The sequence below is a fragment of the Xanthobacter sp. NM-25 genome (assembly GCF_022138605.1).
Lineage (GTDB): Bacteria > Pseudomonadota > Alphaproteobacteria > Rhizobiales > Xanthobacteraceae > Xanthobacter.
In genome coordinates this window covers 155,820-178,758 of the sequence record NZ_JACBFS010000005.1, presented here as the reverse complement: position 1 = coordinate 178,758, position 22,939 = coordinate 155,820, and the positions used below count along the sequence as shown (strand labels likewise).

Below are 22,939 nucleotides of genomic sequence, written 5' to 3'. Positions count from 1 at the left end.
TTTATTTAGATTCGATTATGTCTCGCCATCACTCTCCTTGTACGCGGCCAGGGCGGCACTGCATGCTAGGTCAACGTGACGGACGGCCGCGAGCCGGGCCGCTTCCGCGTCGCGCCGCTTGATGGCCTCGTAGATCGCGGTCATCTCCTTGAGGCTCTCGCGGGGTCTTGCAGGATTCGACATGGACCGGTCGCGGAGGAAACTGATCCGCGCATAAAGGTGTGCTTGCATCTCGGCGATGATCCGGTTCCCGCAGCCATCCACCACTGCCCGGTAGAAGGCGGTGGTGGCAACAATCAGCGAACGACGATCACCCACAGTGACAGCTGCTCGAAAATCCTCGAGGGCGCAGCGCATCTGCTCAAGGTGATGCGCCTCGACGTGCTCTGCCGCGAGCGCAGCGGCCTCTCCCTCCAGCAGCTTACGAACATGATAGATCTGCCCAGCTTCTGCCCATGTCACGACTGAGACATGGGGGCCGCGGTTCGGCACGATCGTAACCAAGCGCTCGCTCTCGAGGCTGCGAAGGGCCTCGCGCAACGACGGGCGGCTAATGCCGAGAAGCCCCGCCACTTCGACTTCCACGAGCCGCTCGCCGGGTTGAAACACACCCTCGGAAATGGCGGAGCGGAGCCTCTCGACAGTCTGCTGCTGTATCGTCTTCGGCTGGATCTGCAGATCGGCGCGCGTCAAGCCATCGCCGCCGCGCTCCAAACCTCCGGCATCGATCTGTCGAGACCTCCGTGGCCCAGCTGGCTTGCTCGCGATTTTGCCCCGCCGTCCGTCCATGGCTACGCGCACCTGTGAATCTGTTTGACAAATTGTCAGACATTTTTAAAACATGATGACAGAACGTCAAGCCCGGAAAAATGAGTTCAGAGCATGGAACTGAAGATTCGTCGCAGTTATTCGATCCTGAGCGAGCAACGGGAAGAGGCCGGCATTCGGGCCGCCGTTCCGCTTCGCAAAGTTGCGGTCGTCGCGGTCGTTGAAAATCCATGGGTCGGCGGATACGAGGCTGATCTGTCCGATGGAATCGCTGCATCCGTGGCGCTCGGTTCGACCCTCGCGCAGATGGCGGCCAAGTATGTCGCCCGCGGGGAGATTCAGGCGTACGGCAAGGGGGGGATCGTCGGCGTCGCGGGCGAGCAGGAGCACGCGAATGCCCTGCTGACCACGAGCTTCGCAAACCCCATGCGCGAGATGATCGGCACCGGCAAGGCTTGGATCTCTTCCATGACCAAGGTCGGTGGTCCCGGAACGGCGGTCGATATCCCGCTGAATCACACGGACGACGTCTATGTGCGTTCGCACTACAACGGCATGACCATCATGCTTCCGGAAGGGCCGGCGCCGGACGAGGTCGCGATCATCTTTGTGCTCGCAACGGGGGGGCGCCTCAATGCACGCGTGGGTGGCCTGACCCACGAGGAGGTCGTCGCCCGCGCGGCCGTGGCGGCGGTGTAGGAGCCTCAGATGAAAGTCGGAATCGCAAATCTGGGTGGAGTTCTCACGGGGGACATCGATGCCCCGGTTGCGGCAGGCGACACAATCGTCACAGAGGCCGGCAAGATTGTGTCTGTCGGAACCGGTGCGTCCTTGGACGGCTGCGATGTCGTGATCGATGCTGGCGGGACGATCGCGGCGCCGGGCCTGATCGACTCCCATGTGCACATCACGTTCGGAGACTATACGCCCCGCCAGAAGACGGTCGGATTTCTGGAGAGCTACGTGCACGGCGGCGTGACCACAAGCATCAGCGCGTCGGAGGTGCACGTTCCCGGGCGCCCGCGAGACCCCGCTGGCGTGAAGGCGCTTGCCGTCGCGGCGATGAAGTCCTTTCAGACCTATCGGCCGGGGGGCATGCGCGTGTGCGCTGGATCCCTGATCCTCGAGCCGGGGCTGGCGGAGGAGGATTTTCAGGACGCCGCGCGTCTTGGCATCTGGATGTGCAAGGCCGGGTTTGGTGCCTTCTCAAGCGCCGACGAATACGCGCCGCTGGTGGCAGCCGCACGGCGGGCCGGGATGGTGTCTATGGTGCACACCGGCGGCTCCTCCATTCCCGGTTCGGGCGGGATCTGGGCGGAACATCTCCTCAAGATCCTCCCCGACGTTTCCTATCACGTGAACGGCGGACCGACGGCGATGCCCGAGCCGGGTTTCGCTCGCCTCGTGAATGAATCGCAGATGGCGCTGCAGGTCTGCACCGCCGGCAATTTGCGGACCACGCTCCTGGTGGCCGACCTGTTGAAATCGGCGCATCAACTGGAACGTCTCCTGATCGCTACGGACACGCCCACGGGCAGCGGCATCATGCCATTGGGGATCTGGTACACGATCACGCACCTAGTCGCTCTCGGCGGCATGGCGCCGGAGATCGCGGTTGCGGCGGCCACGGGAAACAATGCCCGGGTATTCCGCCTCGACAGTGGCATCATCGCCCCGGGGCGTGCGGCGGACATCGTGCTGATCGATGCATGCGATGGCGGCTCCCAGGCCGATGCGCTCTCCGGTCTGCGGAACGGAGATATCCCTGCAATCGGCGCAGTCATAACCAATGGCGTGCCGCGTTTCGTCGGCCGCAGTCGAAATACCCCGGCAACAACCCGCAAGGTCCGCGTGGCGAAGAGCACCATCATGCAGACCTTCAGCGGGGAGGCTCACTAAAAAAAGATTCTTCCAAGACGGGAATTTTCAGATGACCCAAGCCTCGACCCTTGCAACTGCGCCGCCAGCCCGCGCCGACCGCTTTCCGCGGCTTCGCAGGGCGGGGGACATCCTTTCGAACGTGTCGACGCAGCTCGGTGCAGTCGCGCTGCTTTGCATCGTGCTCATCTGCGGGGTGAATGTGGTGGGGCGCTATGTCTTCAGCCACGCATTCAGCTGGGCGGAAGAGGCGATGATCTACCTGATGGTGTTCGTCATCTTTTCATCATCCGCCGCGGTGACGTGGAGAGGCGTTCACATGCATCTCGATATGCTGGTGAAAAGGCTGCCGGCTCAGCTTCGTGCTGCGGTGGCAACGTTCATCACGTTCTTCTCTGTCACGCTTCTTCTCGTGCTTGCATGGAATAGCTTCTTCGTCGTGTCGAAGCTCTTTCGTTTCAACCAGCGCAGCGATGCGCTCGAATTGCCGATGTGGATTCCGCAGTCGTTCCTGATGGTGGGCGTCATTCTCATCGCTGTCATGATGGTCTTGCGCCTCGTGGTCTTCGGTCCACTGGCGGTGGATGACGCGCATTCGGAACTGGAGCCGTCGTCATGACAGCACTTATTTTCGTCGGCCTGCCGGTCATCCTGGTCGCGCTGAGCGCGCCGATCTTCATCGTGCTCCTGGCGGCGACGATCTTCGGCATCCTCGACCTCAACGTCGGTCCGATCCGCGCCATTCACACCACCATGTTCGGTGGTCTGGACAGCTTTCCTCTGCTGGCAATCCCGCTCTTCATCCTTGCGGGAGACTTCATGGCTCGCGGCGGCATCGCCGCGCGCCTCATCGAATTTATCCTGTCGCTGGTCGGCGGTATTCGCGGCTCGATGGGCGTGGCGGCAATCGGCTCGGCGTCCGCCTTTGGTGCGATGTCAGGCTCCAGCATCGCGTGCGTCGCCGCAATCGGGAAGCTCACCATCCCCACGCTGGAACGCCAGGGCTACGGTCGGCGCTTTTCCGTCAGCCTGATCACAGCGACAGGTGTCATCGACGTTATTATTCCGCCGTCGATTCCGATGATCCTGTATGCCATCACGGCGCAGGTCTCGATCACGCAGCTCTTTTTTTCCGGCATCATCCCGGGACTGATGATCGCGGCGCTGTTAAGCATGTATGTGATGGTGCGGGCGAAGATCCTCGACATCCCGGTCACTGGGCGACCGCAGCTGTCGGTCATCATTCCCGCTGCGCGGCGCGCCAGCTGGGCGTTGTTCACTCCCGTCCTCATTATCGGCGGCATCTATGGAGGCATTTTCACGCCGACGGAAGCGGCCGGGATTGCCTGCATCTATTCCTTGCTCGTTTCCGTTTATGTTTACCATGAGCTGACATGGGCCGGCGTCTGGCGGTGCCTGACGGAATCCACGGTGCTGGTTGCGCAGATCATGATCCTCGTCGCGGTAGCGGGTGCCTATGGGTGGCTGATCACGACGAGTGGCCTGCCGCAGCAGTTGGTGGAATTCATCAATGGCCTGCATCTCGACACCTGGGTTCTACTCCTGACGTTCAACGTGGCTTTGCTGTTCATTGGGAGCGTGCTGGAACCGCCACCTGCAATCCTGATCCTGACGCCACTGCTCGCTCCCGTGATCGCTAATGCTGGCATCGATCCCGTCCATTTCGGGTTGATCGTGACCATCAACCTTGCGATCGGAATGTTCTTGCCCCCGTTCGGCCTGAATCTGTTCGCGTCGAATGCCTTGTTCAAGGTGCCGATGTCGCAGCTCTATATTGGAGTTATTCCGTTCGTTCTGATATATCTGCTCGTTCTGCTGCTGATTACATTTATACCGTCTCTAACGATGGTGCCATTAGAGTGGTATCGGGCCGGCTAGAGATGCGCGCGCCCACGCAGCGGCCCGCAGGAGCTGAGGCGAACGGCCCTGCGGCGAGCTTTGAGCGGAGCGCCGTGCCCAGGGGCGACCCTGGATACGGCCTTCCTCGATGGCGCGGAAGCAGCGGATCAACCTGGCTCCAAAAATCTGCTACCTAAGTACGCTTTGGGTGCAGGCGGCAGTCGGGGTGCCTTGGGATGGACAACGCGCGGGACGTCAGCTGGGTCGACATCGATCAGAAAACGCACGTCTACGCGTTTACTGATTACATGAAGAAAGTGGCGCAGGCACGTTATGTCATTCGCAAGGTGCAGATGACTATCGATGATTGCGCGCGCAAGCACGATCTCGTGCCGCTGGAGCATCAGGCGCTGATCCAGATCTTCGGTGCGACGGGAAAGGCTCTGCCGGTGGGCCGCATCGCCGATCGGCTCAATATCGTGCAGACGCTTGCATCGCGCTTGGTGCAACAGCTTGAAAAGGTGGGGCTTGTCCGCAGAACCCGCTCGAAAACCGATCGGCGCGCGACGCTCGTCCATATCACCGCCAGCGGTGAAGAGCGGTTGTTCGATATCGTGCAAGATGCGCACGCGCACATGAGCGCGTTTCGCTCTCAGGTCGCTCCCGAGGAGCGCGAGGCCGTCCACGAGATCATGGCGTTTTATGTCGGGGGGATCGACCGGACAGCGAAGCCGGAGGACGAGGGGTCTCCGGCTTCTGATCTGCGCCCCAAACGGGGACGCCGCTTATCGCGATAGGTAGGTCAGAACCTCGGTCAGGGACACCACGTCGGCGTATTTCTGCTGCAGGTCGAAAAGGTTCGACTCATGGGGGCCCTCAGCCCGATCGCCGACGCAATCCCGCACGACCATGGGCCGGAAGCCTGCGCACATGGCATCGACGGACGAGGCTCGCACACAGCCACTCGTCGTGCAGCCCGTCACGATCAAGGTGTCGACCCGCCGCTGGGTGAGCCAGCTCGCTAAATTGGTGCCGATAAAGGCGGACGGATACTGCTTGTCGATGACAAGCTCGCCGGCGGTCGGGGTAAGCTCCGGCACGATTTGCGCTGCGTCGCTGCTGGTGGTCAGGAGATTGTTGGTCGGAAGCTTCACGTTGAACAGGTTGAAGTTGCTGCCATCGTCCGCATAGATGTGCCGGGTGAATGCGATGGGAATGCCCGCGTGACGCGCTGCGCTCAGCAACGTCACCGTGTTGGCGATGGCGGCTGCGATGTTGCCGCCGCCGAGGATCGCGGGATCGGCAAACCCGCGCGTGTAATCGATGACCACCAGCGACGCCGAGACCCCAAATCCGAGCTTCTGCCCGAACTTTTGCCGCTGATAAACCGAAGTATCGACCTCAGTCATGCTGACCCCTTTTCACGGAACTCGCTTGACGTACAAAAGTTATATAACTTAGGATACATAAAATATCGGCTGGAGCAAGCTCCCTGGGGCCGCTCCCGAGCCCGAGGGTGGGCTTGGCTTCGGCCGGACGCTAGGGCGTGAGCTGGAGAAAATCCATGGATGTGGTCAGAAGGGTCTTGGTTGCCGGCGGCGGCGTTGGGGGCTTGGCCGCGGCGCTTGCCTTTGCGCAACGTGGGGCGCAGGTGAGGTTGATCGAGCGTCGGCCTGCCTTTGACGTGACCGGAGTCGGCCTTGGCCAGCCCGCAAATGCACTGCGGGTCTATGATCATCTGGGTGTGCTGGAGGAGATTTTGGATCATGGATTCATCTATGATCATATGACGATCTTCGACGCGCAACGTCGTCTCATCGCCGAGCATAAATTTCTTCTGGGAGATGAGCGGGTTCCGGCGGTCTGCGCGCTGTCGCGTGCGGAGCTGCACCGCATTTTGTTGGCGGCGGCGAAGCGGATCGGCGTGGAAGTCAGCTTGGGGCTGCAGATCAGCGCCTATGATGAAAGCGACGCGAACGTGGTGCGCGTGCGCTTCTCGGACGGAACGAACGACGCATTCGACCTGGTCGCCGGCTTCGACGGCATCCGCTCGACCACGCGCCAGCACCTTGTTGGAACAATGTTCGTTCCCCGGCCTTGCGGGATCGGGGCGTGGCGGGTCCAGGTGGACCGCCCGGAGTGTGTCACCGGCATGGAATTCTTGCAGGGGTGCGGCGGAAAAGCCGGCGCGATGCCCATCAGCAAGGACAAGATGTATTTGTTCAATATTCGCCCTGAGCCGATCGGCGCCTATTACGAGCGGAAAGATCTGGCCTCGCTCTGGAAAGAGCGGTTGGCCCAGTTTGGCAGCTACGTATCGGAAGTCAGCGCCAGTCTGAATGAGCAATCCGATATCGTCTATGGTGCCTTGGAGCCGATGTTGGTGCCTTGGCCTTGGCATCGCGGGCGTGTCGCTATCGGGGGCGATGCAGCCCACATTGTGCCTCCTCACCTGACACAGGGCGCAGCTATGGCGGTCGAGGACGCTCTGATCCTGGCTCACGAGGTGATGCAGGCGGATGGCACGCTGGAGCAGCGCCTCATGCGCTATGGGCGAGCGCGCTACGCGCGTTGTGCTTTCGTCTATGCCTTTGCTCGGAGCTGGCTTGAGGAAGAACAGGCGGTATTGACGGCTGAGCAGATGGAGGAGGCGCGCCGGGAGCTGGCGCAGAATGCCTCCGGTCGCATTGCTGTCAGCGATCGCATCTTGAACACTCCCATTCTTTGAGCGGAAGCGCCGAAATGAGCATCTTGAGCCACACCGATGGCGACGTTCTCTACCTGTCCCTGAATCGGCCCGAGGCCGGCCACCGCATTGACGCGGCCACTATCGATGAATTGACCGATAGCTTGAACGCGGTAGCCCCGCTTGACGGCGGCCCGGGCGTCGTGGTGCTCGGCTCGACGGGCCCCGACTTCTCTCTCGGCCGGCAACGGCCTGCAGTGCAGTCTTCGGATCCCCTCGACATTGTCGAGGAATTTCAGCAAATCCAAAAGTTGAACGAGGCGGTCCAAAGATGCCGTGCGGTCACCATCGCAGCAATCCGCGGCCGGGCCGAAGGTGCGGGCCTCTCACTGGCAGGGCGCTGCGACATTGTGATCGTGGCGGAGGATGCAAGGCTGAGCTTTCCGGAGATTCCACATGGCATTCCACCGACCATCGTGCTGAGCCATTATCGGTATGTTTTGCCGCGTAGCATTCTCGGCGACCTGATCTTCACCGGGCGCGAACTGAGTGGGCAGGAGGCCATTCAGCTGGGCTTAGCGGCCCGCGTCGTTTCGTCGGAGAATCTGGACGCTGTGGTGCTCGCGATGGCGAAGCAGGTTGCCAGTTACGATCGCCGGTCAATTGCTCTCGTGAAGGAGTTCTTGGAGCGCACCGAAAGTCTGCCGGCACCACTTGCGCCGTCACTTGGGATCTCGCTCTATGCAAACGAGATGTCGCATCGGCAATTGAAGGGATAGCAGCCTGATCCCGGGCTTTGCGCTGCAAAGCCGACCCTAGCCGGCGGCGGAAGAACGCCGCAGGCGGACGTTGCGGTTTCAGGATCGAAGCGGCGCTTTCGTCGTTGGCCTTCGGTCAGACCCAGACCAAGCGAGGCCGCGATGGATGCGGCTTGAAACCGGCGGAGAAAAGGAAGCGCCCGAGGGCTATCATCGGTGTCGCACGCTCACGTCGTGACCATGAGGGGCTTCGTCAAAAGGGTCGGGCAAAGCCCTCGGCCGCAGCAGTGCGGTGGACTTTTCGTCGTTCCCCTGCAGGGGAGCGACCACGACAAGGGGTTTGCGACCGGAATGTCGTCGATGGCCGGCGCTACCGGGTTCGAGGTAGCATTCGGAAGAATAGCAGCGTTCCCGCGTAGATCGAAGCTGCATCGCCTGTTCAAGTAGCACCGCGAACCGGGCTTCTTGGCGCCGTTCCCTCGAGAGTGGGCCTGCGGGAGACCGAGGACGGATTCCTGTTCCCTGTCTCCGCCTGCGCCATCGTCTGAGCCCAGCCCGCAGGGCACCCCCCCAAAAACCCTTCACTGCGTGTGGTTTCCGTCCTGTGCAGTCATCGGCGCGGCGGGTCATGGCGGATCGGCCAGCGGCGCCACCGCGCAAGGCCGATGCATGCGCCGCCGGCGAGGCAGAAGACCATCCGCCAGAGGGGAAACGACATGGATTCGCCTGTCAGGCCGTGGACGAGGGCATAGCCGCGACGGCGGCCGGCGCGACTAGCGACGGCGAGGCGCACGAATGGAGTGCGAACGCTCGCGAACAGGAACGTCAGGACACCGAAGGAGGCACCGCCTGAGATGACTCCGGCGATACCCGACCGATCCAGTTCCGGTGCCAAGGGCGAAACGGGCAGCGGCAAGGGCCAGCATGACGGGCGGCGCGAAAGTCGCGAGCCGATAGGCCAGGATGCACAATGCCGCAATCAGAGCCACGGGCGGGGCAATGACGGCGATCCCTTCTTCGTCGATGCCGGAGACATGTCCCCGGACATGGCTCCCCGAGACGCGTGAGCGCGCGACAGAGAGGGTGCGGCCGCGCGCGAGCATGGCCTGGGCTGCGCGGCGAACGGGGCGGATCGGACGGATTGGGCTGTGGCGGCTGTGTCCCGCCCTGAGAGCGCGCGGCCCAGCCATGAGCAGGCGGCGGTCTCGGGGGAGAGAGGGCCAAGATCACCTGTCCCCGGGTGGGGGGCGATGGCGATGAGCTGCCGGACGGTCATCCGCTCTCCCCCATGGCACTCGGCCAACGAATTCCTGTCGAAGCGGCGACAGCGTAAAGGGGGAGTCAAAATGTCGCGACGCGTCGACCCCAGCATCGGGCCGGATTTCCGCAGACTAATTTGTTTTTCTAGTCTGCGCTAAATCTCTAAGTCTTTGATTTAGATGGCGCGCCGGGGAAGATTCGAACTCCCGACCCCCAGATTCGTAGTCTGGTGCTCTATCCAGCTGAGCTACCGGCGCATCGTCCTGTGTGGGCGGCTGGGATGCCGCTTTCGGAGGAGACCTCCGCAGGACCCGCGGCGGAGAACTCCGCCAGCGAGGTGTGTGACCTACTGCGTTTCATTCGACCGCGCAAGGGCAAAAGCCGAAATCGCCCTGCTGCCCACAGCCTGTGGACAACACCGGTCGCAAAGCATACTCGAATGCGAGCGCGGCCGCCCTCAAGCGCGCAGGCGCTCCCGCCGCTGGCGGTCCCGTTCCGGCTGGTCCGGCAGGGTGATCCGGAAGGTGGTGCCTTCCTTGCCATCCAGCAGCCGGATCTCGCCGCCATGGGCCCGCACCAGCTCATCGGCGATGGGCAGCCCCAGGCCGGTGCCGCCGCGACGCGCGGACGAGACGAAGGCCTCGAACAGATGGGCCCGCCGGTCCTGCGGAATGCCCGGCCCCGTGTCTCCCATCTCGATCTCAACCGCCGCGCCCGCGCGCCGTGCCACCAGGCGGATCTGATCCCGCGCGGGATCGAGGGGTGCGCGGGTTTCCAGTGCCTGCACCGCATTGCGGCCGATGTTCAAGATCACCCGGAACAGCTGGTCGGGATCCGCATCCACCACCAGGCCCGGCTCCACCTGCGCCACCCAGGCGATGCCCGATCCGGGACCCAGGCCCAAGGTATCGCGCACCTCCTCCAGCAGCGGTGCCACCGCCACGTCGCGCCGCTCCGGCAGCGGCTCCATGGCACGCCCATAGGACAGGGTCTGCTCGCAATAGGTGATGGCCCGATCCAGCGCCGCCAGCAGCTTCGGCGCGAAGCGCTGCACCGTGGGATCGGGCAGCGCCGCCAGGCGATCCGACAGCAGCTGGGCAGACGCCAGGAGATTGCGCAAGTCGTGGTTGATCTTGGAGACCGCAAGGCCGAGCGCGGCAAGGTGGCTCTTCTGGCTCAGGGTCTGCGCCAGGCCGCGCTGCAGCTCCTGCAGCGCCTCCTCCGCCGTGCCGATCTCGTCACGCCGCCCACTCGGCACGATGATGCGGGAGGCATCCTCCGGATTCTCGCGGAATGCCGTCATCCGCTCGGTGAGCCGCCGCATGGGGCGCACGAAGAGCGCGTTGAGACTGAAATAGACCAGGGCGCCGGCGGCGCCCGCCACCATGGCGGACACCAGCAGCGTGGTGGTGGTGAAGCGCAGCAGCGCCCGCCGCAGCGGCGTTTCCGACAGCACGATCTCGATGAAGTCCGCCCCGGAGGGGGCCTCGCCCACCAGTCGCAGCATCCGCCCATCGGGCGCCGACAGGGTCTCGACGGCGCCGCGCACCGCGCTCCAGAGATTCATGTCCCGCATGTCCACATGCTCGTCCACCTGAGGCGGCATGTCGGAGGCGGCCAGCAGACGGCGCGTATCCTCCCGTTTCACCACGATCACCTGCGCCCCCACATTGGCGAGCAGCTGGCGGGTGAGATCCATGGGAATGCTGTCCTGCGGCGCCGCATCCAGCACCAGCGCCGCCGTGCGCGCGGCGGCCAGGCGATCGGAGAGCCAGGCCACCCGGTAATTGGCGATCGTCGGCACCAGCACGGCCACTTCCACCGCCGCCACCACAAACACGGTCAAGACCAGGAGCTTCGCGGACAAGCTGAAGCCGCCCCGGCGGTGGTGGGGCGGGTCGATCGGTGGATCGGCTCTGGTCCCGAACATGACACTCACAGGGGCGAACGCCCGTTTCGGTGGCGCGTCCCACGCGCGGAAACGTGATGTCTAGAGATAAGCACAGACCTTGTGCGAAGCCAGCATCGGTGTCGGGGGTGCGTCTATTCCTCTTCGCCGAAGCGATCGGCGACCAGGGTGCTCAGCGCCGCCAGAGCCTCCTCGGCCTGGCGGCCGGTGGCCGTCACGGTCACCGTAGTGCCCGGTGCGGCCGCCAGCATCATCAAGCCCATGATGGAGTTGCCACACACGGCTTCGCCATTGCGGCACACCCGCACCTGGGCGTCGAAGCGCTCCACGGTCTGCACGAACTTGGCGGAAGCGCGCGCGTGAAGGCCGCGCTTGTTGATGATGGGCAGCACACGCACCAGCGCGGAGGGGTCGACCGGCCCGCCACAGGCCTCGGCCGGGTCTTCGGACGGCAGGGCCCGTCCCGACAGATCATTTACCGGCGAGGACGCGACTTGCGACATTGATGTATTTCCTGCCTGCTTCCTGAGCCACGTCCACCGCTTCGGCGAGCGGCAGCTCGCCGCGAACCTTGGCGAGCTTGACCAGCATGGGCAGGTTGATGCCGGCCACCACTTCGACATCCGGCGTGTTCATCACCGAGATGGCCAGGTTGGAAGGGGTTCCACCGAACATATCGGTCAGAATCACCACGCCGCCGCCGGAGCGCACCCGGGCGACTGCCTCGATGATATCCTGCCGACGGCGCTCCATATCGTCCTCCGGCCCGATGGTGACGGTGGCGATATGGCTTTGCGGGCCCATGACGTGCTCCAAGGCGGAGCGGAACTCATCGGCGAGGCGGCCATGGGTGACGAGGACGAGACCGATCATGCTTCCTCCGCCTTCATCCCCCGATGAAGGCCTCCCGCGTTGCGGGACATTCATATTCAGAGCGGCTCAAAAATTACGCAAGGGGTGCAACGCACAAAAGCACATTTAGTTTTCGTAAGGTTGACTGCACCAGGCCGCCGCCAGCAACAATGCTGCGCTTTCAAGGCACACCGGACGCAGGCACGGCAGCGCGACATCACAGATGCGAACGGTTTGCGCCTCATCTGATGGCAGGCGCGCGGCCAGTGGGCTGGCCAGATCCACCACATGGGACAGCGACACCCTGTCGCGGTGGGGCCACCGCCGCACCCCCAGGCCACGCACCTCCAGCAACCCCGCGAGCGCCGGTACCGGCCGCGCCCACACCCGCCCCGCCGCCGCGCGCAGCAGCACCCGGTCGTCGGCCACCAGCTCGGCGAGCGGCAACGCGCGGGGCGGATCGAGCAGCAGCTGGAGCGCCAGGGTCGACTTGCCGGAGCCGGACGGGCCGCGGATCAGCACCCCGCGATCGCCAAGGGCGATGCAGGTCGCGTGCACCGAAGGGGCGTGCATTGGGGGGGCGTGCTCCGGGGGCGCCGGCTCCGTCATGGCTCGCCCGCCGGCAGGCGCACGACGAACCGGGCGCCGGCCACGGTCTGGGCGCCGTCCGGCCCCGAGACCATGCGGTTTTCCGCCCAGATCCGCCCGCCATGGGCTTCGACGATCTGCTTGGAAATGGATAGTCCCAGGCCGGAATTCTGGCCGAACCCCTGGTGCGGGCGGTCGGTGTAGAAGCGCTCGAAGATCCGCGAGAGCGCATCGGGCTGGATCCCCGGCCCCTCATCGTCGACGGTGATCTCCACCCCGTCCTTCAGCTGGCGACAGGCGACGCTCACGGTGCCCCCCGTCGGCGAGAAGGAGCGGGCGTTGGACACCAGATTGTCCACCACCTGCCCCAGCCGCGAGGCATGGCCCGGCACCAGGAAAGCGGCGGCGCCGGCGTGCGGCCGCTCGAAGCTCAGCGCCACCCGCACCCCGTCGTCCTTGCGCACGTCCTGGGCCATGCCGACCACCATCTCGAGCAATTGCTTGAGGTCCACCTCCACCGCCTCCTGGCGCTGCAGTTCGGCGTCGAGGCGGCTGGCGTCGGAAATGTCGGTGATCAGGCGGTCGAGCCGCTTCACGTCATGCTGAATGACCTCCAGCAGCCGCCCGCGCGAGGCGTCGGATTTGGCCAGCGGCAGGGTCTCCACGGCGCTGCGCAGGGAGGTCAGCGGGTTCTTGAGCTCGTGGGCGACATCGGCGGCAAAGCTCTCGATGGCCTCGATGCGGTTGTAGAGGGCACCGGTCATGTCGCGCAGGGCGCCCGAGAGGTGGCCGATTTCGTCTGCGCGGGTGGTGAAATCCGGGATTTCCACCCGCGTCTTGATGCGGCGCCGCACCCGCTCGGCGGCGGCCGCCAGCTTGCGCACCGGGTCGGCGATGGTGCCCGCCAACAGCACGGAGAGCAGCACCATGACCACCGCGGCCACCAGGAACACCCGCACGATCACAAACCGCTCGGCCCGCACCGCGGCGTCGATCTCGCCGCCCTGGGTGGAGAGCAGCAGGACGCCGAGAATGGCGCGGAAGCGCTGGATCGGCACCGCGACCGAGACCACGACCCGGCCACGATCATCCACCCGAACCTCGCTGGCCTTGCCACCGAGCGCGGCGATGGCCACCTCCGGGTAGCTCTTGCCGGCCTGTGGCCCGAACTCCTTGTAAACAGGCAAGTCTCCGCGGGCGAACCACAATTGTATGGCGCGCCAGAGCCGCTCCAGGGGGCCCGGGCGGGGCTCGTTGGGGGAGGGGACGTCGAAGCGCAGGATCTCGCCGCGGGAATAGAGCGAACGGGAATCGAGCAGCATCTGCCCGTCGCGATCATAGATGCGGGCGCGGGTTCCGGTGGGGCCCACCAGGCGCCGCAGCACCGGTGCGACCCGCTCCGGATTGATGGGAAACTCAAGCGGCGCAAAGCCTTCTTCACTCGGCCCATAGCTTTCGCCGGCCTGCAATTCGAGCAGACGGTCGGGGTCCACGGTGATGGAGTTGGTCTCCACCTGGGCCGAGGAGGCGATGGCGGCGGCGATGATCTCGCCCTGCACCAGGAGGCTCTGCACCCGGGCATCGATGAGCCCGGAGCGGAACTCGGACAGGTAGAGGATGCCCGAGACGAGGGCGCAGAGGCCGGCGAGGTTCAACAGAACGATCCGCCGCGTCAGCGACGAGAAGCTCTTGAAGGCCACGAAGCGGCGGGCGCGCCTCAGCGCGCCGAGCAGCCCGCCGCGCTCCGGCGCGGGGGTCGCATCGTGCGGTTCGGCTTCGGCGGTCATCGCGCGTACCGCCGATCAGGACGCGGAGCGACCGGAGAGGGATTCATTCCTTGAAGCGGTAGCCGACGCCGTAGAGGGTTTCGATCATCTCGAAGCTCTCGTCCACCGACTTGAACTTCTTGCGCAGGCGCTTGATGTGGCTGTCGATGGTGCGGTCGTCCACATAGACCTGGTCGTCATAGGCCGCATCCATCAGCGCGTTGCGGCTCTTCACCACGCCGGGCCGCTGGGCGAGGGCCTGGAGGATCAGGAATTCGGTGACGGTGAGGGTGACCGGCTCACCCTTCCAGGTGCAGGTGTGGCGCTCGGGGTCCATGCGCAGGTTGCCGCGCTCCAGCACCTTGGCGCTGTCCACCTCGCGGGTGACCACCCCGTCCTTGGCACCGGCGCGGCGCAGCACGGCCTTCACCCGCTCCACCAGGAGGCGCTGGGAGAACGGCTTCTTGATGAAGTCGTCGGCGCCCATCTTGAGGCCGAACAATTCGTCGATCTCCTCATCCTTGGAGGTGAGGAAGATCACCGGCATGTCGGTCTTCTGGCGCAGCCGGCGCAGCAGCTCCATGCCATCCATGCGCGGCATCTTGATGTCCAGGATGGCGAGATCGGGCGGATTGGTCTTGAAGCCATCAAGGGCGGAGGCGCCATCGGTGTAGGTTTCGATGCGATACCCCTCCGCCTCCAGGGCGATGGACACCGAGGTGAGAATGTTGCGATCGTCGTCGACGAGGGCGATGGTGGGCATGACACCTCTTTCAAGCCGTCCACAATGACCGGCTGTTCTGCGCGGCCGTAACGCGCCGGTGAACCCGCCTCGCGTGGCCGAAATGTGACACTCAAGCGCCAACGGCTGCAAAATAGCGAGATTCTCACCAGACTCCAACCATTCCGTGGCGTTCCAGCCCCCGCCCTTGCATTGGAATACCTCTATAGTTACCCCTCCCGACCGTGCCGGGCGTCCCCTCCACTTGCGATCGCGGAGGGCCTTCCCCATCCTCCGTCGCGACAGAGGAGCCACGCCCGTGACACAGACCGCATCCGAAGCCCCTTCCGTGGCCGACACCGCCGCCGCCACGGTGCGCCGCCTGATCCGCGAGGCGCGGTTCGGCACCCTGGCCACCCTCGATGCCGATGGCGGGCCCTATGCGTCGCTGGTGGCGGTGGGCACCGATCCGGAAGGGCGCCCCACCCTGCTGATCTCCCAGCTGGCCCGCCACACCCAGAACATCGCCCGCGATGCGCGGGTGTCGCTGCTGGTGTCGGCGGCGGAGGCGGATGATCCGCTCAACGCGCCGCGGGCCAGCCTCATCGGCCGGATCGCCGCCGCCGAGGATCCCCTGGTGCGCGCGCGCTACCTCGCCCGCCATGAGGCGGCCACCGGCTATGCGGATTTCAAGGACTTCGCCTTCTACCGCATCGATCTCGACCACGCCCATCTGGTCGAAGGCTTCGGCCGCATCATCGATGTGCCCGGCAGCGCCCTGGTGACCGACTGGAGCGGCGCCGAAGCGGTGCGCGAGGCCCATGAGGGCATCGTCTCGCACATGAATGCCGACCACGCCGACGCGGTGAGCCTGTATGCCACCGTGCTGGCCGGCGCCGCCGATGGCGCATGGCGGATGGTGGGACTGGACCCCGAGGGCTTCGAGATCACCTCCGGCCCGAGCGTGCGGCGCCTCGCCTTCTCGGACCGCAAGACCGACGTGGGCGCGGTGCGCAAGGACCTGGTGGCGCTGGTGGAGCAGGCGCGCAGCAGCAAGGCCGCTTGATTTTTCTCCGCCGGCATCGCCATCTCTATGACCCTGTGTCACGGGGTCGTCGCGCGCCCGCGGTGCGGGGCGCTACAGGTTCGTCCCGCGCCCCGGCGCGGGGCGCGCAGCGTCGGCGGCCGAGCGGGCCTCGACGCCGCCATAAAGAGCCGGCAGCAAGCCGGAAAACACGATGATGGAGAAACGCCGTGCTGGAGACTGGTCACCGCAACAGCGCTTGTGGCGCTGAGGCCTTCGGGCTGAAACATGTCAACAGGATCCATTGGAACCTGACCGAGCCGCAGCTCTATGAGCACGCTCTGGAACACCTTGAGGGCCACCTTGCCTCCGGCGGCGCGCTGACCGCGGAAACCGGCGTTCACACCGGCCGCAGCCCGAAAGACAAGTTCGTGGTGCGCGATGCCGCCACCGAGGACAACGTATGGTGGGACAATAACGGCGCCATCACCCCGGCCCAGTTCGACGCCCTGCACCAGGATTTCCTCGCCCTCGCCGAAGGCAAGACCCTGTTCGCCCAGGATCTTTATGGCGGCGCGGATCCCGCCTGCCGGATCAAGGTGCGCGTCTATACCGCCTTCGCCTGGCACTCCCTGTTCATCCGCACCATGCTGCGCCGGCCCGAGCGGGCCGAGCTCGACGGCTTCGTGCCCGACCTCACCATCATCGACCTGCCCGATTTCAAGGCCGATCCGGCGCGCCACGGGGTGCGCTCGGAAACCGTGATCGCGGTCAATTTCTCGCGCGGCATCGTGCTCATCGGCGGCACCTCCTATGCCGGCGAAATGAAGAAATCGGTGTTCACGGTCCTCAATTATCTGCTGCCGCAGCAGGGCATCATGCCCATGCATTGCTCTGCCAATGTGGGCGCGGAGGGGGACGTGTGCCTGTTCTTCGGCCTGTCCGGCACCGGCAAGACCACCCTTTCGGCCGACGCCAGCCGCACCCTCATCGGCGATGACGAGCACGGCTGGAGCCCGAGCGGCGTCTTCAATTTCGAGGGCGGGTGCTATGCCAAGACCATCCGCCTGTCGGCGGAGGCGGAACCGGAGATCTTCGCCGCCTCCAACCGCTTCGGCACGGTCCTGGAGAATGTGGCGCTCAACCCGGTCACCCGGGTGCCCGATTTCGACGACGGCAGCCGCACCGAAAACACCCGCGCGGCCTATCCGCTGGATTTCATCCCCAATGCCAGCCCCACCGGGCGCGCCGGCATGCCGAAGAACATCGTCATGCTCACCTGCGATGCGTTCGGCGTGCTGCCGCCCATCGCCCGGCTGACGCCGGCGGAGGCTATGTATCACTTCCTCTCGGGCTACACCGCCAAGGTGGCCGGCACCGAGAAGGGGGTGAAGGACCCGGAAGCCACCTTCTCCACCTGCTTCGGCGCCCCATTCATGCCGCGCCATCCCTCGGTCTACGGCAACCTCCTGCGCGATCTCATCGCCAATCACGGGGTCGACTGCTGGCTGGTGAACACCGGCTGGACCGGCGGCAAATATGGCGTGGGCCGGCGCATGCCCATCAAGGTCACCCGCACACTGCTTGCCGGCGTGCTCGACGGCTCGCTCAAACATGCGGATGTCCGCACCGATCCCTATTTCGGCTTCAAGGTGCCGACCTCGGTGCCGGGCATCGAGCCGCACATTCTGCAGCCGGCCAAGACCTGGGCCGACAAGGCCGAGTTCGACGCCACCGCGCGCCGGCTGGTGGCCATGTTCCAGGACAATTTCGCGAAGTTCGAGGCCCATGTGGATGCCGCGGTGCGCGATGCCCAGCCCCAGGTGCGCATCGCCGCCGAGTAGGCGCACCGTGTAAGCGGACCGGGGTCATGGCGCCCCGTGTAGGACCCGGGGGCGGCAAGCCGCCCCCGGGTCATCCTCACGGACAGGGGTGCCGATAGCCGTCGTAACCGAGATAGGTCCCGGTGCGCGGATCGTAGGAGCGGTAGCGCTGCATGCAGTAGGCCACCGCATCGCGCTGGTTCTGGGCATTCTGGGCGGCCGCCGCCGCAGCGGCGCCCAGGGCGATGCCCGCAACGCCGGCGGCGATCCAGGCCCCGGAATTGTTGCGATAATACCAGCCACCGTTGCGCCAATAGGGATTGCCCCAGCGCCCGTGCGGCGGCGGGGGCGGCGGACGGTTCCAGCCGGGACGCGGGCCGGGACGATAACGGCCGGGCGGCGGCCCCTGTACCTGCGTGACATCGGCCTGGCGATCTCCCATCGTCGCCATTCCGCTCGCCAACCCTTGGGCCACCGCCTGCGACGCGCTCATTGTGACGCCGCCGGCACTGAGCCCGGCCACGAGGGTCCACACCATCGCCTTGCTGGCGATGCCGACCGCGGAAGCCGTTTTCTTCTGCATTCGCTTCTCCTTCTCGCACGACGGCAACGCCGCCCGAGGTGATTCATGCCCCATGGAGAGGGCAAGGAGATGGCAACCGCTCATCATCGCCAGCCGGTCGCCGGAACCGATTGCCGCAATTGCCGTTTTCTCGACACATCGCGACGCTGAGCGGGCGCCACAATTGACACAATGAGACCTGACGTTAGCGACGCCTGATGGGAGTGAAACATCATGCTCGGGATCAAGAAGGTGGCATGGGTGGCGGCGACCGTCGCGGCCGGCTTGCTGTCGTTTACGCCGTTGCCGGCGGGCGCGCAGGCGCTCCGCCTGGGGCTCACCGATCAGACGGCGCGCGGCGCCGCGGTGCAGCCGGTGGAGTGGCGGGGCGGCGCCCCCGCACGGGCCTACAGGGGGCCGGCCCGTGCGCCGGCGCGCGCCTATGGCCCGCGGATGGGCCGGCCCGCCTATGGACGGCCGGGCTATGGCCGACCCGCCTATGGTCGGCCCGTCTACGGTCGTCCGGGGTATCGCGGCCCCAATTATGCGCATGTGCGGCCGGGCTATCGGCCGGGGCCGGGCTGGAATCGCCCCGGCTGGCGGCCGGGGCCGGGTCCCGTTGGCCCGGGCTGGGGTCGTCCGGGCTGGCGGCCGCCGCCCGGCGCCTGGGGACCGGGTCGCTGGTATCCCGGCTGGGGCTGGTATCGTCCCGGCTGGGGCTGGGGCTATTACAACAATTCCGGCGCCTGGATCGCCCTCGGCGTCGCCTCCGGCCTGGCTTTGGGCGCGGCGGCCGCCGCCAACAGCGCGCCGGTGTATGACGACGCGGTGGCCTACTGCATGCAGCGCTACCGCTCCTACAATCCCTCCACCGGGACCTTCACCGGCTACGACGGGCGGCAGCATCCCTGCCCGTGACACGGCCTGAGCCATGGCCCCGGCGGTGCCCGCCGCCCGGGCCATGGGCCCAGCGCCCCAGGGGCGAGCGGCATGGCAAAAGAAAAGGCCCGAGGCGCTGCCGCCTCGGGCCTTTTTCATGGATGCGGATAAACCAGACCGCGCGCTCCGTCAGCGCGGAGCGAGAATCATGATCATCTGGCGGCCTTCGAGCATGGGCTCGGCCTCCACCTTGGCGATGGCCGTGACATCCTCTTTCAGCTTCTGCAACAGCTTGTAGCCGATGTCCTGGTGCGCCATCTCACGACCACGGAAGCGCAGCGTCACCTTGACCTTGTCGCCTTCCTCGAAGAAGCGCTGCATGGCGCGCATCTTCACGTCGTAATCGTGGTCGTCGATGCCGGGACGCAGCTTGATCTCCTTGACCTCGACCACCTTCTGCTTCTTGCGCGCCTCGCTGGCCTTCTTCTGGTTCTGATACTTGAAGCGGCCGTAATCGAGGATCTTGCAGACGGGGGGCGCCGAGTTGGGAGCGATCTCCACGAGGTCGAGGCCGGCCTCCTGCGCCAATGCAAGCGCATCGCGGATAGCCAACACGCCGCGGTTCTGGCCGTCCTGGTCGATCAACTGGACTTCGCGGATGCGGATTTCCTCATTGACGCGCGGTCCATCCTTCTCCGGCGCGACGGGTCTCATGGGGCGGCGAATGGCTTCGATCTCCTCAACAATCAACACTTTCCCCAGCGCTGGCCGTCCTTCGTGGGGCGGCGGCCGCGTTTATCGGCCGGCCGTCGCCGGGACCCAGGGTTGGGGCAGGGCTGAAAGATCGGGATAAACGGGCAGAAAGTCAATGACCTTGCGGATTTTCCGGACCCCCGGCCCGGTTTGGCGCACCGCTTTGCCCACACCCTGCCGCTCCGCCCCCGCTGGACGCGCGGTCTCGGCTGGCGGCATAGTCCCGGCAGCCACAGTTCAGCCGCCTTCCCCCCGCATCTGGGAGCATGGCTCCGGCGCATCCGGAAAGGCACGCCCGCTCGGGGCTGCCGGATTCACGGTGACAGACATGATCGACGCAGGTTCCGCCTCCAGTCTCTTCCGCGGCGTGCTGGTCGCCGGCGCCCTTGCGATGTGGGCCGCACCGGCCTGCGCCGAAGGCCGGCTCGACGCCAAATACGTGCTGAGCGTCGGCGGCGTGGAACTGGGGCGCGCCTCGGTGGTGGTGGAAGCCGGGGCCGAGGGCTACGAAATCTCCGGCTCCGGCCGCATCACCGGCGTGCTGCGGGCCGTCTCCTCGGGCAAGGGGGTGGCGGCGGCCCGCGGCGCCCTGAACGGCGACAAGATGGTGCCCCGGGTCTACGCCCTCAACGCCGAGGCGGATGGCAAGAAGGAGCTCGCCCGCCTCGCCATGACCAGCGGCGCGTTGGCGGAAATGGAAATCGAGCCGCCGCTCAAGCCCCTGCCCGATCGGGTGCCGCTCACCAAGACCACGCTGCAGAACATCATCGATCCCATGAGCGGCGCCTTCGTCTATGTGCCGGGCACCGCCGACCTTCTGTCCGCCGCCGCGTGCGATCGCTCGGTGCCGGTGTTCGACGGGCGCCAGCGCTACGACATCACGCTCTCCTACCTGCGCACCGAGACCGTGAAGGCAACCGGCTACAAGGGACCCGCCGTGGTCTGCTCTGTGCGCTACAAGCCGGTCGCCGGGCATCGCCCCAGCCGCTACACCGTGCGCTACATGCAGGACAACAAGGACATGTTCGTCTGGCTGGTGCCCATCGAGGGCACCCGGCTGATGGCGCCGTTCAAGGTGTCGGTGGCGACCATGATCGGCACCGCTTTGTTCCAGGCCACCAATTTCGAGGCCAAGGCCAAGGACGCGCCGGTGCCGGCGAGCGCCACCAAGCCCTGACCGCCCCAATCTACAGGAATCGGCTACCGCCGGCCCTGGCCTACTAGCGCTAGTAGGGGGCGAAAAGCGAACCGTGGGCCCCGCGCGATTCGATCGTGATTCGTTCGTGGCCCGTTCCGCACGGCCCGCCACCGGGACATTCCAGCCCTCGCATGAGCCCGCGTTGACACTGCGGGGGCGGCCGGTGTTCCCTTGGGAGGCGTGAGCAGGTCACGCTTGAGGACATCATGTCGAAACGCAGCAAGCTGGCGGGCAAACATGCGGCCGACGCGCCCCACGGGGCCGCCTCCCTGAGCGAGGCCAAGGCCTGGATGGCGGCGCGGGAGATCACCGAGATCGAGTGCACCGTGCCGGATCTTGCCGGCGTCGCCCGCGGCAAGATCATGCCGGCCTCGAAATTCTTCTCCTCGCCGGTGATGAACCTGCCGCTGTCGGTGTTCCTGCAGACCATCTCCGGCGAATACCCCTCCTATGAGGGGCTGGTGGATTCGGTGGTGGCGGACAGCGACCTGGTGCTGGAGCCGGATTTCTCCACTTTGTGCTCGGTGCCCTGGGCCCAGGACCCCACCGCCCAGATGATCCACGACGCCTTCCACCGTGACGGCCGCCCGGTGGAGATCGCGCCGCGCAACGTGCTCAAGCACATCATCAATCTCTATGCCGCCAAGGGCTGGAAGCCGGTGGTGGCGCCGGAGATCGAATTCTATCTGGTGGAGCCCAATACCGATCCCGACTATCCGCTGAAGCCGCCGGTGGGCCGCTCCGGCCGCCCGGAGATCGGCCGCCAGTCCTATTCGATCCAGGCGGTGAACGAGTTCGACGCGCTGTTCGAGGACATCTACGATTATTCGGAGGCGCAGGGACTCGAGATCGACACCCTGATCCACGAGGACGGCGCGGCGCAGATGGAGATCAACCTGCGCCACGGCGATCCGCTGGTGCTGGCCGATCAGGTGTTCCTGTTCAAGCGCACCATCCGCGAGGCGGCGCTCGCCCACAAGATCTACGCCACCTTCATGGCCAAGCCCATCGCCAACGAGCCGGGCAGCGCCATGCACATCCACCAGTCGGTGATCTCCACCCAGACCGGCAAGAACATCTTCTCCGACGACGAGGGGGATCCGACGCCGGAATTCTTCTCCTTCCTTGCCGGCCACCAGAAGTATCTGCCGGCGGTGATGTGCATCCTGGCGCCCTATGTGAATTCCTACCGGCGGCTCACCCGCGATTCCATGGCCCCCATCAACCTGCAGTGGGGCTATGACAACCGCACCGCCGGCCTCCGGGTGCCGCCCTCCACCCCGGCGGCGCGCCGGGTGGAAAACCGGGTGCCGTCCTCCGACGCCAACCCCTATCTCGTCATCGCCGCCTCGCTGGCCTGCGGCTACCTGGGCATGGTCGAGGGGCTGCGCGCCACCGATCCGCTGGAGGGCGACGCCAAGGACCTCGACTTCGACCTGCCCCGCGGCCTCCTGGAGGCGGTGGCGGCATTCGAGGAGGCCGAGCCCCTGGCGGAGGTGCTCGGCAAGCGCTTCGTCGCCACCTATGCGGCGGTGAAGCAGGCGGAGTTCGAGACCTTCATGCGCGTGATCTCGCCCTGGGAGCGGGAATATCTGCTGCTGAACGTGTGAGCCACGGCGCGCGGCGGCCTCCCCCGCGCGCCCCCGGCCTCACG

22 protein-coding genes and 1 tRNA gene are annotated in these 22,939 nt (G+C 65.6%); 12 read left to right on the top strand and 11 right to left on the bottom strand.

The annotated features are described in order from the left end of the window. Positions 1 to 15: 15 nt before the first annotated feature. Positions 16 to 693: a GntR family transcriptional regulator gene (locus MEU52_RS15225; protein WP_238122289.1), complete on the bottom strand. Its 678-nt coding sequence runs from the start codon at positions 691 to 693 to the stop codon at positions 16 to 18. Positions 694 to 882: 189 nt separating this feature from the next. On the opposite strand from MEU52_RS15225, the gene MEU52_RS15220 reads away from it, so the two are divergent. The 5 genes from MEU52_RS15220 (at position 883) to MEU52_RS15200 (ending at position 5,303) form a co-directional block, all read left to right on the top strand. Further along, on the top strand, positions 883 to 1,467 hold the full coding sequence (locus MEU52_RS15220) for an amino acid synthesis family protein (protein ID WP_238122290.1): 585 nt from the start codon (positions 883 to 885) through the stop codon (positions 1,465 to 1,467). A 9-nt stretch (positions 1,468 to 1,476) separates the two neighbouring features. Beyond that, the gene (locus MEU52_RS15215) at positions 1,477 to 2,667 is read left to right on the top strand and encodes an amidohydrolase family protein (protein ID WP_238122291.1); all 1,191 of its coding nucleotides are present in this window, start codon (positions 1,477 to 1,479) and stop codon (positions 2,665 to 2,667) included. A 31-nt stretch (positions 2,668 to 2,698) separates the two neighbouring features. Further along, positions 2,699 to 3,265 (top strand): TRAP transporter small permease, encoded by a 567-nt coding sequence (locus MEU52_RS15210; protein WP_238122292.1) that lies wholly within the window; start codon positions 2,699 to 2,701, stop codon positions 3,263 to 3,265. Beyond that, positions 3,262 to 4,545 carry a TRAP transporter large permease gene (locus tag MEU52_RS15205; protein WP_238122293.1) on the top strand — a complete coding sequence of 428 codons (1,284 nt, stop codon included), beginning with the start codon at positions 3,262 to 3,264 and terminating at the stop codon, positions 4,543 to 4,545. Before MEU52_RS15210 ends, MEU52_RS15205 begins: the two co-directional genes overlap by 4 nt. A gap of 197 nt (positions 4,546 to 4,742) precedes the next feature. Next, complete coding sequence (locus MEU52_RS15200; protein WP_238122294.1) at positions 4,743 to 5,303, top strand: MarR family winged helix-turn-helix transcriptional regulator; 561 nt, start codon at positions 4,743 to 4,745, stop codon at positions 5,301 to 5,303. On the opposite strand, the gene MEU52_RS15195 is transcribed toward MEU52_RS15200, so the two are convergent. Beyond that, entirely contained in the window at positions 5,292 to 5,915 is a 624-nt protein-coding gene (locus MEU52_RS15195; protein WP_238122295.1) for an isochorismatase family protein, read from the bottom strand. The genes MEU52_RS15200 and MEU52_RS15195 overlap by 12 nt on opposite strands. Positions 5,916 to 6,070: 155 nt before the next feature. Between MEU52_RS15195 and MEU52_RS15190 the strand changes: the two genes are divergently transcribed. Then, positions 6,071 to 7,234 carry an FAD-dependent monooxygenase gene (locus MEU52_RS15190; protein WP_238122296.1) on the top strand — a complete coding sequence of 388 codons (1,164 nt, stop codon included), beginning with the start codon at positions 6,071 to 6,073 and terminating at the stop codon, positions 7,232 to 7,234. A 14-nt stretch (positions 7,235 to 7,248) separates the two neighbouring features. After that, positions 7,249 to 7,971: an enoyl-CoA hydratase/isomerase family protein gene (locus MEU52_RS15185; RefSeq protein WP_238122297.1), complete on the top strand. Its 723-nt coding sequence runs from the start codon at positions 7,249 to 7,251 to the stop codon at positions 7,969 to 7,971. 1,419 nt (positions 7,972 to 9,390) lie between these two features. On the opposite strand, the gene MEU52_RS15180 is transcribed toward MEU52_RS15185, so the two are convergent. The 7 genes from MEU52_RS15180 to MEU52_RS15150 all read right to left on the bottom strand — a co-directional run bounded on the left by MEU52_RS15180 (position 9,391) and on the right by MEU52_RS15150 (position 15,088). Next, positions 9,391 to 9,467: transfer RNA gene (locus tag MEU52_RS15180), tRNA-Arg, on the bottom strand. 200 nt (positions 9,468 to 9,667) lie between these two features. Continuing rightward, positions 9,668 to 11,077, bottom strand: coding sequence for an ATP-binding protein (locus tag MEU52_RS15175; protein ID WP_443267196.1), 1,410 nt, complete (start codon positions 11,075 to 11,077; stop codon positions 9,668 to 9,670). Positions 11,078 to 11,253: 176 nt separating this feature from the next. Next, a complete protein-coding gene (locus tag MEU52_RS15170) occupies positions 11,254 to 11,622 on the bottom strand; it encodes an HPr family phosphocarrier protein (RefSeq protein WP_238122299.1) in 369 nt (122 codons plus the stop codon). Beyond that, a complete protein-coding gene (locus MEU52_RS15165; RefSeq protein WP_238122300.1) occupies positions 11,591 to 11,992 on the bottom strand; it encodes a PTS sugar transporter subunit IIA in 402 nt (133 codons plus the stop codon). Before MEU52_RS15165 ends, MEU52_RS15170 begins: the two co-directional genes overlap by 32 nt. 105 nt (positions 11,993 to 12,097) lie before the next feature. After that, positions 12,098 to 12,544 (bottom strand): HPr kinase/phosphorylase, encoded by a 447-nt coding sequence (locus MEU52_RS15160; protein WP_238122301.1) that lies wholly within the window; start codon positions 12,542 to 12,544, stop codon positions 12,098 to 12,100. A 32-nt stretch (positions 12,545 to 12,576) separates the two neighbouring features. Then, positions 12,577 to 14,346 carry a sensor histidine kinase gene (locus MEU52_RS15155; protein WP_238122302.1) on the bottom strand — a complete coding sequence of 590 codons (1,770 nt, stop codon included), beginning with the start codon at positions 14,344 to 14,346 and terminating at the stop codon, positions 12,577 to 12,579. Between the two features lie 43 nt (positions 14,347 to 14,389). Continuing rightward, positions 14,390 to 15,088, bottom strand: coding sequence for a response regulator transcription factor (locus tag MEU52_RS15150; RefSeq protein WP_238122303.1), 699 nt, complete (start codon positions 15,086 to 15,088; stop codon positions 14,390 to 14,392). Between the two features lie 277 nt (positions 15,089 to 15,365). Here MEU52_RS15150 and MEU52_RS15145 point away from each other — a divergent pair, with 277 nt between their 5' ends. Further along, entirely contained in the window at positions 15,366 to 16,112 is a 747-nt protein-coding gene (locus MEU52_RS15145; RefSeq protein WP_238122305.1) for a HugZ family pyridoxamine 5'-phosphate oxidase, read from the top strand. Positions 16,113 to 16,300: 188 nt separating this feature from the next. After that, positions 16,301 to 17,914 carry a phosphoenolpyruvate carboxykinase gene (locus MEU52_RS15140; protein WP_238122306.1) on the top strand — a complete coding sequence of 538 codons (1,614 nt, stop codon included), beginning with the start codon at positions 16,301 to 16,303 and terminating at the stop codon, positions 17,912 to 17,914. A 76-nt stretch (positions 17,915 to 17,990) separates the two neighbouring features. Here the strand turns inward: MEU52_RS15140 and MEU52_RS15135 are convergent, their stop codons facing one another. Continuing rightward, positions 17,991 to 18,476: a BA14K family protein gene (locus tag MEU52_RS15135; RefSeq protein ID WP_238122308.1), complete on the bottom strand. Its 486-nt coding sequence runs from the start codon at positions 18,474 to 18,476 to the stop codon at positions 17,991 to 17,993. Positions 18,477 to 18,689: 213 nt separating this feature from the next. Here MEU52_RS15135 and MEU52_RS15130 point away from each other — a divergent pair, with 213 nt between their 5' ends. Further along, on the top strand, positions 18,690 to 19,373 hold the full coding sequence (locus tag MEU52_RS15130; RefSeq protein WP_238122310.1) for a BA14K family protein: 684 nt from the start codon (positions 18,690 to 18,692) through the stop codon (positions 19,371 to 19,373). 150 nt (positions 19,374 to 19,523) lie between these two features. On the opposite strand, the gene infC is transcribed toward MEU52_RS15130, so the two are convergent. After that, positions 19,524 to 20,048 carry a translation initiation factor IF-3 gene (gene infC, locus MEU52_RS15125; RefSeq protein ID WP_238122461.1) on the bottom strand — a complete coding sequence of 175 codons (525 nt, stop codon included), beginning with the start codon at positions 20,046 to 20,048 and terminating at the stop codon, positions 19,524 to 19,526. A gap of 367 nt (positions 20,049 to 20,415) precedes the next feature. On the opposite strand from infC, the gene MEU52_RS15120 reads away from it, so the two are divergent. Further along, entirely contained in the window at positions 20,416 to 21,264 is an 849-nt protein-coding gene (locus MEU52_RS15120; protein ID WP_238122312.1) for a DUF3108 domain-containing protein, read from the top strand. 227 nt (positions 21,265 to 21,491) lie between these two features. Further along, positions 21,492 to 22,895, top strand: a complete 1,404-nt coding sequence (locus tag MEU52_RS15115; RefSeq protein ID WP_238122313.1) for a glutamine synthetase family protein — start codon at positions 21,492 to 21,494, stop codon at positions 22,893 to 22,895. Positions 22,896 to 22,939: the final 44 nt, after the last annotated feature.

Excerpts from the sequence above, each read along its gene's own strand:
- MEU52_RS15150 (WP_238122303.1), bottom strand. The coding sequence starts at position 15,088 with ATGCCCACCATCGCCCTCGTCGACGACGATCGCAACATTCTCACCTCG.
- MEU52_RS15185 (WP_238122297.1), top strand. The coding sequence starts at position 7,249 with ATGAGCATCTTGAGCCACACCGATGGCGACGTTCTCTACCTGTCCCTG.
- MEU52_RS15215 (WP_238122291.1), top strand. The coding sequence starts at position 1,477 with ATGAAAGTCGGAATCGCAAATCTGGGTGGAGTTCTCACGGGGGACATC.
- infC (WP_238122461.1), bottom strand. The coding sequence starts at position 20,048 with ATGAGACCCGTCGCGCCGGAGAAGGATGGACCGCGCGTCAATGAGGAA.
- MEU52_RS15200 (WP_238122294.1), top strand. The coding sequence starts at position 4,743 with ATGGACAACGCGCGGGACGTCAGCTGGGTCGACATCGATCAGAAAACG.
- MEU52_RS15170 (WP_238122299.1), bottom strand. The coding sequence starts at position 11,622 with ATGTCGCAAGTCGCGTCCTCGCCGGTAAATGATCTGTCGGGACGGGCC.
- MEU52_RS15120 (WP_238122312.1), top strand. The coding sequence starts at position 20,416 with ATGATCGACGCAGGTTCCGCCTCCAGTCTCTTCCGCGGCGTGCTGGTC.
- MEU52_RS15220 (WP_238122290.1), top strand. The coding sequence starts at position 883 with ATGGAACTGAAGATTCGTCGCAGTTATTCGATCCTGAGCGAGCAACGG.
- MEU52_RS15190 (WP_238122296.1), top strand. The coding sequence starts at position 6,071 with ATGGATGTGGTCAGAAGGGTCTTGGTTGCCGGCGGCGGCGTTGGGGGC.
- MEU52_RS15130 (WP_238122310.1), top strand. The coding sequence starts at position 18,690 with ATGCTCGGGATCAAGAAGGTGGCATGGGTGGCGGCGACCGTCGCGGCC.
- MEU52_RS15160 (WP_238122301.1), bottom strand. The coding sequence starts at position 12,544 with ATGCACGCCCCTTCGGTGCACGCGACCTGCATCGCCCTTGGCGATCGC.
- MEU52_RS15165 (WP_238122300.1), bottom strand. The coding sequence starts at position 11,992 with ATGATCGGTCTCGTCCTCGTCACCCATGGCCGCCTCGCCGATGAGTTC.
- MEU52_RS15195 (WP_238122295.1), bottom strand. The coding sequence starts at position 5,915 with ATGACTGAGGTCGATACTTCGGTTTATCAGCGGCAAAAGTTCGGGCAG.
- MEU52_RS15135 (WP_238122308.1), bottom strand. The coding sequence starts at position 18,476 with ATGCAGAAGAAAACGGCTTCCGCGGTCGGCATCGCCAGCAAGGCGATG.
- MEU52_RS15155 (WP_238122302.1), bottom strand. The coding sequence starts at position 14,346 with ATGACCGCCGAAGCCGAACCGCACGATGCGACCCCCGCGCCGGAGCGC.
- MEU52_RS15205 (WP_238122293.1), top strand. The coding sequence starts at position 3,262 with ATGACAGCACTTATTTTCGTCGGCCTGCCGGTCATCCTGGTCGCGCTG.
- MEU52_RS15210 (WP_238122292.1), top strand. The coding sequence starts at position 2,699 with ATGACCCAAGCCTCGACCCTTGCAACTGCGCCGCCAGCCCGCGCCGAC.
- MEU52_RS15115 (WP_238122313.1), top strand. The coding sequence starts at position 21,492 with ATGTCGAAACGCAGCAAGCTGGCGGGCAAACATGCGGCCGACGCGCCC.